This window comes from Rahnella inusitata, assembly GCF_965118895.1.
GTDB classification, from domain to species: domain Bacteria; phylum Pseudomonadota; class Gammaproteobacteria; order Enterobacterales; family Enterobacteriaceae; genus Rahnella; species Rahnella inusitata_A.
Genome location: NZ_CBCPJJ010000004.1, coordinates 120,476 through 134,062 on the forward strand (window position 1 = coordinate 120,476; position 13,587 = coordinate 134,062).

The following is a 13,587-nucleotide window of genomic DNA, read 5'->3' on the forward strand; positions in this document are numbered from 1 at the left end:
ACCAAAAGTTATCTGACTGTAAAGCAGCTTCGCTACACAGAGATCCGCGGGCAGCCTTGACGGGAACCGATTTTTCACGCCATGCTCAGGAAGGTAATGAGCGCACAGGAGGCGTCTGATGTATCTGGAACATATTGATATTGTCGGTTTTCGCGGCATCAACCGGCTGTCTCTGACACTGACTCAGCCTGCGCAACGTGGCGCATCGATTACCGGCTCAGCGCATCAGGGGCAGAACGAATCCTTTCTCACCAACACCGTTTTGATTGGGGAAAACGCCTGGGGTAAATCCAGCCTGCTGGATGCCCTGACGCTGCTGCTCGCCCCTGACCCGAAACTGTACTGTTTTAAAGAAGAAGATTTCTATTTTCCGGCAGGAGAAAAAGAATCTAAATCACAGTATCTGCACATCGTGTTTACTTTTTGTGAAAATCAGGCCGGACACCACATGTCGCCGCGCTTCAATACGCTGTCGCCGCTGTGGGTGAAATGCCCCGACCGCCTTAACCGCATTTATTACCGGCTCGAAGGCGAGCTGGACGATGACGGCAGCGTGATGACGCTGCGCAGTTTCCTCTCCTCCAGCGGGCAGCCGCTGAATCTGACCACCATCGATCCACTGGCGCAGGCGCTGATCCGCCTCAATCCGGTTTTACGCCTGCGCGACGCCCGCTTTATCCGCCGTCTGCGCAGCGAAACGCTGGCGCCACGGCTTTCTGCCAATAACGAACAGCTGGCGCAGCAGCTGGATGAGCTGACGCGCGGACTGGTGCATAACCCGCAATCGTTGACCAACAGCGAACTGCGTAGCGGGCTTTCGGCCATGCAGCAGTTGCTGGAGCACTACTTCGCCGAGCAGGGGACATCCAACAGTGCTCCGTGGCAGCAGAAGCGTCATGGCCGCGCCGAAAGCCGACGGGCGTGGCGTTCGCTGGATAATATCAACCGGATGATTGCCGAGCCCAACAGCCGCAGTATGCGCGTGATGCTGCTTGGGATGTTCTCCACGCTGTTGCAGGCGAAAGGTTCGGTGGTGCTGCATCCGGATGCACGGCCACTTTTACTGATCGAAGACCCCGAAACCCGCCTGCACCCGATTATGCTGTCGGTCGCGTGGGGACTGCTCGATCAATTACCTTTACAGCGCATTACCACCACCAACTCCGGCGACTTGCTGTCGCTGGTGCCGGTCGAGCAAATTTGTCGTCTGGTGCGCGAATCGTCGCGCGTCGCAGCGTATGCCATCGGCCCGGAAGGGTTGAGTATGGAAGACAGTCGTCGGATCGCGTTTCATATCCGCTTTAATCGTCCGTCCTCTTTATTTGCCCGCTGCTGGCTGCTGGTGGAAGGCGAAACCGAAGTCTGGCTGCTCAATCAGCTGGCGCGCCAGTGTGGTTATCATTTTGAGTCGGAAGGGATCAAGGTCATCGAATTTGCCCAGTGCGGGCTGAAGCCGTTGCTGCGTTTTGCCCGGCAGATGGGCATTGAATGGCACGTGCTGGTGGACGGCGACGAAGCGGGGCGCAAGTATGCGGCAACGGTGACGGCTAACGTGGATAATCACGATGACAATCTGCGCTACCGGCTGACCTCGCTGCCGACTCAAGACATTGAATATTTCTTGTATCGCGAAGGGTTCGAAGACGTGTACCGCAAACATTCGGCGATACCGGAGAACGTGCCGATGTCGCCGAGAAGAGTGATCGATAAAGCTATTCATCGCAGCTCGAAGCCGGATCTCGCGATTGACGTCGCGCAGTCAGCATCGCTGCGAGGGATCTCCTCGATCCCTCCGCTGCTGAGGCAAATGTTCTCCCGCGTCGCCTGGCTGGCGCGCGGCCGCGCGGATTAGGCTGCGCGGCTCTCTTCAACGATGACCTGATGACCATGTCCGCTGGAAAATGTCTGGCGGATCTGGCTTTCCAAATCGTCTAACAGCTGGTAACGGCGGCGGTATTCTGCGCGACGTTTACTGGCGATCTCTTCCAGGGGACGGTGGGCTATCTGGCGCGGCAGATGGAAATACCCGTCTTCGCCCTGTTTCGCCTCCATCGTTTCCCAGAAACTGTCGTAATCGGCAAATACCATGCCTTTACGCTTTTTGTAACGCGGGTTTTCATAGATGTGCGTGTGGTTTCCCACCGCGACAATCTGCGTCATGCCCGCCAGATCCGCCAGCGTGGTCAGCGCTTCAATCACCAGACGTTTCGGGAACAAACCGTGGCAGGCTTTGGTCGCTTTTTGGATTTCCTGATGATCAACCTGCGCTTTCGGGCCCTGAAGTGCGCCGATGAACAACGTTGGCTGGCCCTGATAATAGATGAAAGAGAAAGTCACTATGGCGATCGGCTCGCCCTGCGGATTGTTAAAGGTCAGCGTGGCTTCGCCTTCTTTATCAAGACGGCTGACGGAGTTAAAAGTGATCGCGTAACGCTGCTCTTCCTTGCCGGTCAGGGTAGCTATCGCCATCGGTTTTTTATTCAGATAACCGTGGTTAATTGCCTCCGGCAGGCAGTGGCCAATCATGTCGTAGTGATCGGTGATGCGCTTCATCGCTTCTTCTGGCGTGATATTGGATGCCTGATAAACGCGATGCAATTTGCACGGCAGACTCGGCTGCGCCGTCAGGATCTCATCGCGTTGCGGGTGATGGGCCAGATAATCCAGCAGGCCAAAAGTGCGGCGCGGTTGGGTCAGCGCGCGGAACAGAAATTTAAACCGGTAGCGCGGCAATTTCCATGACGGTCCAGGCACCAGGCGTTTGGAAAGTAACGCCGTCATTAACTGAAGGCCGGAAAGAGGGGCCTTTTCTTCGCAAGGGCAACTGAATGTCGTCATGGTATTTACCTGTTATATCGGGCCGGATTTCAATAACGGCTATTTCAACAGGCCAACAATAAACAGGTGTGCAACGGGCAAAATTATGAAGGGAATGAACGGGATTTGTTGAGATTGTGTTTAGATTTAATTTGTTTTGTGCCGTGTCTTAGCAATCGGTGTCTAAAAAATGTACTTTAATTTGCACTGAGGACTTGAAGCCTGAGGCATTCTCCCCCATAAATAAAAAATGCCAGTCAGAGAGTGACCGGCATTGGCTTTTAATCAAACGGACAGAACAGAACCGGTCAGGCGACCGCTTCACTTTCCACTGGAATAATGAGGCTGGCATGATTCCCCTTTGGGCCTTCATGAACATCAAAGTTGACCTGCTGGCCTGCCTTTAACGTTCTGTAACCCTCCATCTGAATCGTGGAGTAGTGGGCAAAAATGTCTTCACCGCCATTTTCCGGGCAGATGAAGCCAAAGCCTTTAGCATTATTGAACCATTTAACAGTACCCGTCAGCATGCTTCTCCATCCCTCTTATGGCTAGTCTGGTAGTAAAGAGTTTAAAGCCAGTTGAGTGAGCGGGAAGGTGAGAACGCGGCGGAAAAAGCCTGCTCAAAAGACGTCCAACTCACGAATTTACACTCTAGTGGAATCGGGTTAGAGATCAAGGGAACGGCATTTGTCATCAGGGATCAGATAACCAAACTTTGAAGCAGGTAACGCTATTGACATATTTTGTTAAATTTATGCCAGCGGGGCTGATGGCAAAGAGGACATTTTGTGCAGCGGCGCCGTGATGCAAGAGATGGTAAAATGGGGAAATAACCTGGTGAAGCCCCGCAGAACGCTTTCACGTCAGGTATTTAGCATCCAATACGATCTTTACAGGTGATGAGCAGGCAATGGGCGACAAACAAGACTGGCTAAATTTTGAACATTTGACGGCGAATAAGCAAAAGGATGAGGTAAAACCGCCATCTATGTATAAAGTTATATTAAACAACGACGATTACACTCCAATGGAATTTGTGATTGACGTTCTGCAAAAGTTCTTTTCTTATGATATTGAACGTGCAACGCAACTGATGCTCCAGGTGCACTATAGAGGCAAAGCAATTTGCGGCGTTTATACCGCCGAAGTCGCCGAAACCAAGGTCGCACACGTCAATGAGTACGCCAAGGAGAATGAGCATCCGTTGCTGTGTACGCTGGAAAAAGCCTGATTAAGGCAATCTATTTGGGAGGTGCCTATGCTCAATCAAGAACTTGAACTCAGTCTCAACATGGCTTTCGCAAGAGCCCGTGAGCACCGGCATGAGTTTATGACCGTGGAGCACCTGTTGCTGGCGTTGCTCAGCAACCCTGCTGCCCGTGAAGCGCTTGAAGCTTGTACAGTTGATCTGGTGGCGTTACGCCAGGAGCTGGAAGCCTTCATCGAGCAAACCACACCCACCTTACCCGCCAGTGAAGAGGAACGTGACACCCAGCCTACGCTGAGTTTCCAGCGCGTTCTGCAACGTGCGGTATTCCACGTGCAATCTTCTGGCCGCAGCGAAGTGTCCGGCGCCAACGTTCTGGTCGCGATTTTCAGCGAACAGGAATCTCAGGCCGCCTATCTCCTGCGCAAACATGATGTCAGCCGCCTTGATGTGGTGAACTTTATCTCGCACGGCACCCGTAAAGATGAATCGGGCAGCCAGGCGCCAAACAATGCGGAAAACCCAGTTAACGAAGAGCAGTCGGCGGGGGAAGATCGTATGGAGAACTTCACCACTAATCTTAACCAGTTAGCGCGTGTTGGTGGCATCGATCCGCTGATTGGCCGTGACAAAGAACTGGAGCGCGCCATTCAGGTGCTCTGCCGTCGCCGCAAAAACAACCCGCTTCTGGTGGGCGAATCCGGCGTCGGGAAGACCGCGATTGCTGAAGGTCTGGCATGGCGAATCGAACAGGGCGACGTGCCGGAAGTGATGGCCGACTGCACCCTGTATTCTCTGGATATCGGTTCGCTGCTGGCGGGCACTAAATACCGTGGTGATTTCGAAAAACGTTTCAAATCACTGCTGAAACAGCTTGAGCAGGATAAGAACAGCATCCTGTTTATTGATGAAATCCACACGATTATCGGTGCCGGTGCGGCGTCCGGTGGTCAGGTGGATGCGGCAAACCTGATCAAACCGTTGCTGTCGAGCGGCAAGATCCGGGTGATCGGTTCCACGACGTATCAGGAATTTAGCAATATTTTTGAAAAAGACCGTGCTCTTGCGCGTCGCTTCCAGAAAATCGATATTGTTGAGCCAACCGTCGAAGAAACCGTGCAGATCATCAATGGCCTGAAAACCAAATATGAAGCACACCATGATGTCCGTTATACCGCGAAAGCGGTGCGTGCGGCGGTGGAGCTGTCGGTCAAGTATATCAACGACCGTCATCTGCCGGACAAAGCTATCGACGTCATAGATGAAGCGGGCGCGCGCAGCCGGTTAATGCCGGTCAGCAAACGCAAGAAAACCGTTAACGTCAGCGATATCGAAAGTGTGGTGGCGCGTATCGCCCGCATTCCGGAAAAAACCGTGTCTGCGACCGATCGCGATGTGCTGAAAAATCTGGGCGACCGCCTGAAAATGCTGGTCTTCGGGCAGGATCCTGCCATTGAAGCGCTGACAGAAGCGATCAAAATGAGCCGCGCAGGTCTGGGTCAGGATCGCAAGCCGGTCGGTTCGTTCCTGTTCGCAGGTCCTACCGGTGTGGGTAAAACCGAAGTCACGGTACAACTGGCCAAAGCGCTGGATATCGAACTGCTGCGCTTTGATATGTCGGAATACATGGAGCGTCATACGGTCAGCCGTTTGATCGGTGCGCCTCCTGGTTATGTTGGTTTTGATCAGGGCGGTTTGCTGACGGATGCGGTATTGAAACATCCTCACTCCGTTGTGCTGCTCGATGAAATCGAGAAAGCGCACCCGGATGTCTTTAACCTGCTGTTACAGGTCATGGACAACGGTACGCTGACTGATAACAACGGGCGCAAAGCCGATTTCCGTAACGTGATTCTGGTCATGACCACCAACGCCGGTGTGCGTGAAACCGAACGTAAATCCATTGGCCTCATTCATCAGGACAACAGCCCTGACGCTATGGAAGAGATCAAGAAAGTGTTTACGCCAGAGTTCCGCAACCGTCTGGATAACGTGATCTGGTTTAACCATCTGTCTACGGAAGTTATCCAGCTGGTGGTCGACAAATTTATCGTCGAACTGCAGGCGCAACTGGATGCCAAAGGCGTTTCGCTGGAAGTCAGCGATGAAGCCCGCGACTGGCTGACCGTGAAAGGCTATGACCGTGCAATGGGTGCGCGTCCGATGACACGTATCGTGCAGGAAAACCTGAAAAAACCTCTCGCCAACGAGCTGCTGTTTGGTTCACTGGTGGATGGCGGTTCGGTCTCGGTAGCGCTGGATAAGGAAGCCGATAAGCTGACTTACCACTTCATGAGTGCGCAGAAGAAAAAGCCGGAAGGCGCGGTGCATTGATCCGCTGCTGAGATAAGCTGAAAAGCTTCAGGCAAACAAAAGGCGATGTGAAAACATCGCCTTTTTTCTTTCTGAAAATTCTTTATGAAACGTGAGTTAATGAGGAATAAGCAGAAAGGATAATGAAACTAAATGCCGAATTGCGGATACCACAAAACGCCCTTGCAACTGCAGGAAGGGCGAAGAGGGTATCCTCAGGTATCGCCGGAAAATCAGCGATGAGTGAGCCGTTTATTAGCGGCTACGGAAGACAATGCGGCCTTTGCTCAGGTCGTACGGGGTCAGCTCTACAGTGACTTTGTCGCCCGTCAGGATGCGGATATAGTTCTTACGCATTTTACCGGAGATGTGTGCGGTAACTACGTGTCCGTTTTCTAATTCTACGCGGAACATAGTGTTTGGCAGCGTATCAAGTACGGTGCCCTGCATTTCAATGTTGTCTTCTTTGGCCATCGAATCCTCTAGGTCTAACTACCATAGTTTTTAACCGGCAAGATAATGCCGAAAAACCCACATTATGTAAAGAAGTATGGTTCATGACCGCACCTATTCCCTATCCTTCGGGAACACCGGCAGGTCTTCATCATGTGGGGATAAGTCTTGTGGCAACCAGCAATCCGGCGCTAACGCGCGTTGCGAAAGTTCGGATAACTGCTGCAAAAATTGGCGGCGGGGGATCTCTCTCGCACCCAGCGACGCAGTGTGAGGGTTGAGCACCTGACAGTCAATCAGTTCTCCACCATTGCGGGAAAAATGTTGGCAAAACATCATCAGCGCGCACTTTGAGGCATTTTCACGGCGGCTAAACATGGACTCGCCGCAAAATAGCCCGCCAACGGAAACACCGTACAAACCGCCGACCAGCTCATCGCCATCCCAGACTTCAAGTGAATGGGCGTGTCCGGCTTCGTGCAATTCCTGATAACCGCGCTGAACCAGCGGCCCGATCCAGGTGCCATCTTCCCGTTCAATTGCACACGCGTGGATCACCTGTTCAAAGCAGCGATTGAGGGTAAAACGGAAAGGCATTTTACGCATAAATTTCTGTAAGCTGCGGCTGATATGGCGCTCTTCGGGCACGAGAATAGCCCGCGGATCGGGTGACCACCAGAGGATCATTTCGCCGGGTTCAAACCAGGGGAAAATCCCGTGCTGATAAGCGGAAAGCAGGCGCGGCGACGTCAGATCGCCACCAATAGCCAGCAGGCCGTTGGGATCCTGCAATGCAGTGTCAGGATCCGGAAAATGAACAGAACTGGCCTCAAGCTTAACTAACCGCATAGATCTCCTTATCCGGCGACTCACGGGCCGCCACATAATTCATGGACAGACTTTCAGGTACGCGCAAGAAAACGCGTGTACCGGCCTTGTGCGGCTGCTAAGGTCTGATGATCGCCTTGTTCGACAATCTCGCCTTCCTCCATCACGCAAATCCTGTCGAGGTTATCGAGACCGTGTAAACGGTGCGTGACTAAGAGTAGCGTTTTATTTTCACAATACTTGTGCAACAGCGCCAAAATATGGTGTTCCGTTTCTGCATCCAGCCCTTCGGTCGGTTCATCGAGCAACCACAACGGAGCATCATGCAGCAGGGCTCGCGCCAGACCCAGGCGACGCTGTTCGCCGCCGGACAGTTGACGTCCGCCTTCACCCAGCCAGGCGTTCAGGCCTTCCCCTTCGAGAAGCACGTGTAGATCCACCTGTTTCAGCGCGTCGGCAATCTGCTCATCAGAGCGTTGTGTCGAGGCCATACGCAGGTTTTCACGCAGCGTGGTGTTGAAGATATGAACACGCTGGCTGACCACGGTGATCATCTGGCGCAGCGTGGCCTCATCATAATCTGCGATTGCATGACCGTTAATGCTCAGTGCGCCGCTGTTGATATCCCAGCCGCGCGTCAGCAATTGCAGCAGAGTAGATTTCCCACAGCCGGTCTGGCCGAGCAGGGCAACATGCTCCCCGGCGGCAATCTCCAGCGTAATGTTTTTCAGCACCGGCAGTGGCTGCCCCGGATACGTGAAATTCACGTTAGTGAGCGACAGGCTGACCTGTTTGGCGGCGACAGGGCCCTGTGACGGGAAAGTCACGTCGGCCGGCTGACTGATGATCTGGCTGACGCGCTGCGCAGAGGCGATAACTTGCCCGAGGTGCTGGAATGCTGCCGCAACCGGCCCGAGTGCTTCGAAAGCGGCCAGCGGCGTAAACACGAACAGCGCAATCAGCGCGCCGGGTTGTGCGATGGTTCCGATACCGCCTGCGGCCAGCCACAACATCAGCGTCACGGTCAGACCGGCGGCGGCAATCACCATCGCCTGCGACAGGCCTGTCAGTTTCGCCTGCTGCTGCTGGCGCAACATCCAGCGGCGTTCGATATCATCAAGTTGCTGGCGAAAACGCGGCTGCGCACCAAATACCACCAGCTCGGACTGCCCCTGTAACCACGAGGTCAGTTGCATGCGGTAATCGCTGCGCAAGGCCGTCAGTTCCCGTCCGGCAGGTTTCCCCGCACGGTAGAAAATCACCGGCAGGAGTAGCATCAGAACCAGCATAATCGCTCCGAGTGTCAGAGCGAGTTTGACGTCAAGAAAGCTCAGGCCAAAGGTCACCAGAACAATCACTACCAGCGCGCTGACCAGCGGGGAGATGACGCGCAGATACAGGTGATCCAGCGTATCCACGTCGGCGACCAGGCGGTTCAGAAGATCGGCCTGACGGAATCGCGCAATGCCGCCCGGCGACAGCGGCATAATTTTGGTGAAAGTGAACACCCGCAAATGCGCCAGCACGCGGAAGGTCGCGTCGTGGCTGACCAGACGTTCAGCGTAACGGCCTGCGGTGCGGAAAATCGCTGCACCGCGTACACCGGCGGCGGGCAGCATGTAGTTGAACGTGTACAAACCGGCGATCCCGGCGACGGCAGAAGCCGCTAGGAACCAGCCAGAAAGTGTCAGCAGGCCGATGCTGGCGAGCAGCGTTACGATGGCCAGAATCACACCCAAAGACAGGCGGAACCAGTGACGGCGATACAGAGCGAGATAAGGCAGAAGAATTTTCATGATTACAGCTCCTTACTGCGCTGGGATAACAGGCTGGCGAATAATCCGCCCTGAGCAACCAGCTGCGTATAGCTGCCGCGTTCAGCAATCTGGCCCTGGTCCATCACCCAGATTTCATCGTAGTCCTGCGTATCCTCCAGCTGATGGGTCACCAGTACCGACGTCTGCGCTTTTGATGCATCATTCAGCGCGCTCATCACGCGCTTTTCGCTGTGGGCATCGAGGCTGGCGGTCGGTTCATCCAGCAACAGTAATTCGCATGGCGAGAGCAGGGCGCGGGCAACGGCAACCCGCTGAGCCTGGCCGACTGATAAACGCGCTGCGCTGTCGCCGAGTTCCGTTTCCAGACCCAACGGCAGCAGCGGTAAAAATTCGCTCACGTAAGCGCGATCAATGGCTGACTGAAGTTGCTGTTCACTGACATCCGGCTGGTTGAGCAGAATATTGGCGCGCAGCGTTTGTTCCGGCAGATGGGGATTCTGACCCACCCAGCTCAGTTGCTGACGCCATGCGTCATTGCCTAACGATTTCAGCTCAATGCTGCCTGCGGTGAGTGATCCCTGATAGGGCAGGAAGCCGAGCAGGGCGTTTAACAGGGAGCTTTTCCCCGCACCGCTCAGCCCGACAATCGCAATACGTTGCCCGGCCTGAATGTTGAACGTCAGCGGCCCGGCCAGCGTTTTACCCTGCGGTGACTGGATGATGAGATCGCGGGCTTGCAGCGAAACTTTTTGTCCCCTTGGCCAGCTCTGGTTCCCGTCGCCCATTTCAGCACTTTCAACGGTCAGGAAGGTCACCAGACTTTCCGCAGCACCGACTGCCTGCGCTTTGGCGTGATAAAACGCGCCCAAATCACGCAGCGGCTGGAAGAACTCCGGCGCGAGGATCAGCACCAGAAAACCGGCAAACAGGGTAACCGGCGTACCGTAGCTGCCGAAATTCAGTTCTCCGAGATATGAGAAACCGAAGTACACCGCCACAACGGCGATTGAAATTGAGGCGAAAAATTCCAGAACGGCGGAAGAGAGAAATGCCAGACGCAGCACGTCCATCGTACGTGCGCGAAAACTTTCGGTGGAGCGTTTGATCTGCTCGATTTCCGCCGTACCGCGATGGAACAAACGCAGAGTATCGAGACCGCGCAGGCTGTCGAGGAAGTTGCCGCTCAGACGTGCAAGTGCGACAAAGTTACGGCGGTTGGCATCGGCAGCGCCCATTCCGACCAGCGCCATAAACACCGGAATAAGTGGCGCAGTAACCAGCAGGATCATGCCCGCCGCCCAGTTAATCGGGAAAATGCTCACCAGAATCAGCAGCGGGATAATCCCCGCGAGGGCAATTTGCGGCAGATAGCGGGCATAATAATCCTGCATATCTTCGATTTGTTCCAGAATGATGCTCGCCCAGCTGCCCGCCGGTTTGCCCTGGATCCACGCCGGCCCCAGTTTTTCCAGACGGTCGAGGACTAACTTACGCATCTCCTGACGAATAATCCGTCCGCAGATAAAGCCCACCTGCTCACGCAGCCAGGTCACGACGGCTCGCAGAATAAAGGTCAGCGCCATCAACAGGAAACTTTGCAGCAGCGCCTCACGCGGGGTGTGCTGGATTATCAGGCTGTGCAGCAGACCGGCCATCAGCCAGGCCTGCGCCAGAATCAGTAAACCCGAAAGTAAACCCAGCATCATAGACAGACGGATCCAGCCTTTGGCGCGTGAGCTTTGTTGTTTTAACCAGCGGATAAGTTCTTGTTGTCGTGTTTTATTCATCAGGCATCAGTCTGCGCAGCTATCCGGTTCGGAGGCTGAACATGTTACATGCTGAGTTCAAAAACTGAAAATATAAAGGCGGCACTGTGGCCGCCTTCCTGCAACTCGAATTATTCAGGATAATTGGAGAAAAGATTTTGAAAAGAGGATTACAAATCCGGGGCTTGCGATAAGCCATCCAGATAACGCTCTGCGTCGAGCGCAGCCATACAGCCGGTGCCGGCGGAGGTAATCGCCTGGCGGTAAATATGGTCCATCACGTCACCCGCAGCAAAGACGCCGGGAATGCTGGTTTGCGTGGCATTACCGTGTGAACCGGACTGCACTTTGATGTAGCCGTCTTTCAGCTCCAGCTGGCCTTCAAAAATGCCGGTGTTCGGACTGTGGCCGATAGCGATGAAAACGCCTGCAACGTCTACCTGAGATTTCTCATCGGTGCGCACGTCCATCAGGCTCGCGCCAGTCACACCCATTTGATCGCCAACCACTTCGTTCAGCGTTTTGTGGGTATGCAGCACAATGTTGCCGCTGGCGACTTTATCATTGAGGCGGTCAACCAGAATTTTTTCAGCGCGGAAGCTGTCGCGGCGGTGGATCAGATGCACTTCTGACGCGATATTTGCCAGATACAGCGCTTCTTCCACTGCGGTATTGCCGCCGCCGACCACCGCCACTTTCTGATTACGGTAGAAGAACCCGTCGCAGGTCGCACAGGCAGACACGCCACGGCCTTTGAACGCTTCTTCAGACGGAAGGCCGATATAGCGGGCGGATGCGCCAGTGGCGATAATCAGGGCGTCGCAGGTGTACTCGCCACTGTCGCCGGTAAGGCGGAACGGACGGTTCTGTAAATCTACTTTGTTGATATGGTCGAAAATGATTTCGGTGTTGAACTTGGTGGCGTGCTCATGCATGCGATCCATCAGCGCCGGGCCGGTCAGACCTTCTGGATCACCCGGCCAGTTTTCCACTTCTGTGGTGGTGGTCAGCTGACCGCCTTTTTCCACGCCGGTAATCAATACAGGATTCAGGTTGGCGCGCGCTGCGTAAACCGCTGCGGTGTAACCTGCCGGGCCGGACCCTAAAATCAATAATTTACTGTGTTTAACCGTACTCATGGGCAATCTATCTCCGCGATGGGGACTAGCGATAAAGGGATTGTAGGGAAAAGTGCGTGTTAAAAAAAGTAAACTCAGATGTTGTTAGCGATTTGTCTGATAGTTTTTACTGCGTAACCCGCGTAAAAAGGTTTTCGCGCATGACCATGTCTCAGGTAACTGATTGATGGTAAGCATAAAAAACCAGCATGTCTCAGCTGTACGGCATGTTGAATGTTGTCTACAACGCGTCAAGTTAGCCACATATCACGGTAAGTTGTAAGGATTTGGCAGTAATAACGCGTGAACTGAATTGTTATTGTTCAAAGAGAAAACATAGCTAAAAAGGGGGCGTTGGCTTTTCAATCTGGCACGTTCTTCTGATTTTGCTTCTTTTACTTTGACAATCCGCTGTGCATTTGCGAAAACATCAGGGTAAGAAGAAATTAACTGCCTGTCAGTGACTTGAATTTATCCAAATGGCTGCTACCCGATCCGTTCTGGTGTTGCTGTTTGATTTTTTTGTTGCCGCAGGGTTTGGTGAATCAGATTGGCAGTTCGCAATCTATTAATTCCACAAAGTTATTTCTTTTGAGTGTCCGGTTTTGGTCGTGTTCCTTATGACAGGGGATCAACGCGGCTTTTGGATGCGTAAACCTTAATAATCGGGTCTTCGCTTGGGACAACCCTTAGACATTGAAGTTGGCTGGGGTAGGCAGGTGCAGGGAAGGACAGCAGAGAGACAATAATAATGGTAGACAACAAAAAACGTCCGGGAAAAGATCTCGACCGTATTGACCGTAACATCCTCAACGAACTTCAAAAGGATGGCCGGATTTCAAACGTCGAGCTTTCCAAACGTGTGGGATTATCGCCAACGCCATGTCTGGAGCGCGTTCGTCGTCTGGAACGACAGGGCTTCATTAATGGTTATACCGCACTGCTTAACCCGCATTATCTTGATGCATCGCTTCTGGTATTTGTTGAGATAACCCTCAACCGCGGTGCGCCAGATGTGTTTGAGCAGTTCAATGCGGCAGTACAAAAACTCGAAGATATTCAGGAGTGTCATTTGGTTTCAGGGGATTTCGACTACCTGTTGAAAACCCGCGTACCCGATATGTCTGCTTACCGTAAGCTGTTAGGTGAGACATTGCTTCGTCTTCCTGGTGTGAACGACACCCGTACCTATGTGGTAATGGAAGAAGTGAAACAGACGAATCGCCTGGTCATTAAGACCCGGTAATTGTCAGGTGCAAAACCTTGTTTTTTTAGCTACACTCCTGTGTATCTATACAGCTATG

11 protein-coding genes are annotated in these 13,587 nt (G+C 53.5%); 4 read left to right on the forward strand and 7 right to left on the reverse strand.

Annotation, left to right across the window (positions count from 1 at the left end):
- Window positions 1–118 precede the first annotated feature (118 nt).
- Window positions 119–1,852: a DUF2813 domain-containing protein gene (locus ACMHLI_RS04365; protein WP_413528412.1), complete on the forward strand. Its 1,734-nt coding sequence runs from the start codon at window positions 119–121 to the stop codon at window positions 1,850–1,852.
- On the opposite strand, the gene ACMHLI_RS04370 is transcribed toward ACMHLI_RS04365, so the two are convergent.
- Window positions 1,849–2,838 (reverse strand): VirK/YbjX family protein, encoded by a 990-nt coding sequence (locus ACMHLI_RS04370; protein ID WP_413528413.1) that lies wholly within the window; start codon window positions 2,836–2,838, stop codon window positions 1,849–1,851. The two genes, ACMHLI_RS04365 and ACMHLI_RS04370, sit on opposite strands and share 4 nt — an antisense overlap.
- Before the next feature lie 287 nt (window positions 2,839–3,125).
- A complete protein-coding gene (gene cspD / locus ACMHLI_RS04375) occupies window positions 3,126–3,347 on the reverse strand; it encodes a cold shock-like protein CspD (protein WP_413528414.1) in 222 nt (73 codons plus the stop codon).
- Between the two features lie 383 nt (window positions 3,348–3,730).
- On the opposite strand from cspD, the gene clpS reads away from it, so the two are divergent.
- Window positions 3,731–4,051 (forward strand): ATP-dependent Clp protease adapter ClpS, encoded by a 321-nt coding sequence (gene clpS / locus ACMHLI_RS04380; protein ID WP_056769226.1) that lies wholly within the window; start codon window positions 3,731–3,733, stop codon window positions 4,049–4,051.
- Between the two features lie 27 nt (window positions 4,052–4,078).
- Window positions 4,079–6,361: an ATP-dependent Clp protease ATP-binding subunit ClpA gene (clpA, locus tag ACMHLI_RS04385; RefSeq protein WP_112166400.1), complete on the forward strand. Its 2,283-nt coding sequence runs from the start codon at window positions 4,079–4,081 to the stop codon at window positions 6,359–6,361.
- A gap of 234 nt (window positions 6,362–6,595) precedes the next feature.
- On the opposite strand, the gene infA is transcribed toward clpA, so the two are convergent.
- From infA to trxB, 5 genes are all read right to left on the reverse strand, one after another.
- Window positions 6,596–6,814 (reverse strand): translation initiation factor IF-1, encoded by a 219-nt coding sequence (gene infA / locus ACMHLI_RS04390; RefSeq protein ID WP_002211347.1) that lies wholly within the window; start codon window positions 6,812–6,814, stop codon window positions 6,596–6,598.
- Window positions 6,815–6,907: 93 nt separating this feature from the next.
- On the reverse strand, window positions 6,908–7,642 hold the full coding sequence (gene aat, locus ACMHLI_RS04395) for a leucyl/phenylalanyl-tRNA--protein transferase (RefSeq protein ID WP_413528415.1): 735 nt from the start codon (window positions 7,640–7,642) through the stop codon (window positions 6,908–6,910).
- A 53-nt stretch (window positions 7,643–7,695) separates the two neighbouring features.
- Window positions 7,696–9,417, reverse strand: coding sequence for a heme ABC transporter ATP-binding protein/permease CydC (gene cydC / locus ACMHLI_RS04400; protein ID WP_413528416.1), 1,722 nt, complete (start codon window positions 9,415–9,417; stop codon window positions 7,696–7,698).
- A gap of 2 nt (window positions 9,418–9,419) precedes the next feature.
- The gene (gene cydD / locus ACMHLI_RS04405) at window positions 9,420–11,186 is read right to left on the reverse strand and encodes a heme ABC transporter permease/ATP-binding protein CydD (protein ID WP_413528417.1); all 1,767 of its coding nucleotides are present in this window, start codon (window positions 11,184–11,186) and stop codon (window positions 9,420–9,422) included.
- Window positions 11,187–11,335: 149 nt separating this feature from the next.
- Window positions 11,336–12,304 carry a thioredoxin-disulfide reductase gene (gene trxB, locus ACMHLI_RS04410; protein WP_213051049.1) on the reverse strand — a complete coding sequence of 323 codons (969 nt, stop codon included), beginning with the start codon at window positions 12,302–12,304 and terminating at the stop codon, window positions 11,336–11,338.
- Between the two features lie 730 nt (window positions 12,305–13,034).
- On the opposite strand from trxB, the gene lrp reads away from it, so the two are divergent.
- Window positions 13,035–13,529: a leucine-responsive transcriptional regulator Lrp gene (lrp, locus tag ACMHLI_RS04415; RefSeq protein ID WP_013574775.1), complete on the forward strand. Its 495-nt coding sequence runs from the start codon at window positions 13,035–13,037 to the stop codon at window positions 13,527–13,529.
- Window positions 13,530–13,587: the final 58 nt, after the last annotated feature.

Bases quoted from the DNA above. Each gene is read 5' to 3' on its own strand.
- ACMHLI_RS04365 (WP_413528412.1), top strand. From the start codon at position 119: ATGTATCTGGAACATATTGATATTGTCGGTTTTCGCGGCATCAACCGG.
- ACMHLI_RS04370 (WP_413528413.1), bottom strand. From the start codon at position 2,838: ATGACGACATTCAGTTGCCCTTGCGAAGAAAAGGCCCCTCTTTCCGGC.
- cspD (WP_413528414.1), bottom strand. From the start codon at position 3,347: ATGCTGACGGGTACTGTTAAATGGTTCAATAATGCTAAAGGCTTTGGC.
- clpS (WP_056769226.1), top strand. From the start codon at position 3,731: ATGGGCGACAAACAAGACTGGCTAAATTTTGAACATTTGACGGCGAAT.
- clpA (WP_112166400.1), top strand. From the start codon at position 4,079: ATGCTCAATCAAGAACTTGAACTCAGTCTCAACATGGCTTTCGCAAGA.
- infA (WP_002211347.1), bottom strand. From the start codon at position 6,814: ATGGCCAAAGAAGACAACATTGAAATGCAGGGCACCGTACTTGATACG.
- aat (WP_413528415.1), bottom strand. From the start codon at position 7,642: ATGCGGTTAGTTAAGCTTGAGGCCAGTTCTGTTCATTTTCCGGATCCT.
- cydC (WP_413528416.1), bottom strand. From the start codon at position 9,417: ATGAAAATTCTTCTGCCTTATCTCGCTCTGTATCGCCGTCACTGGTTC.
- cydD (WP_413528417.1), bottom strand. From the start codon at position 11,186: ATGAATAAAACACGACAACAAGAACTTATCCGCTGGTTAAAACAACAA.
- trxB (WP_213051049.1), bottom strand. From the start codon at position 12,304: ATGAGTACGGTTAAACACAGTAAATTATTGATTTTAGGGTCCGGCCCG.
- lrp (WP_013574775.1), top strand. From the start codon at position 13,035: ATGGTAGACAACAAAAAACGTCCGGGAAAAGATCTCGACCGTATTGAC.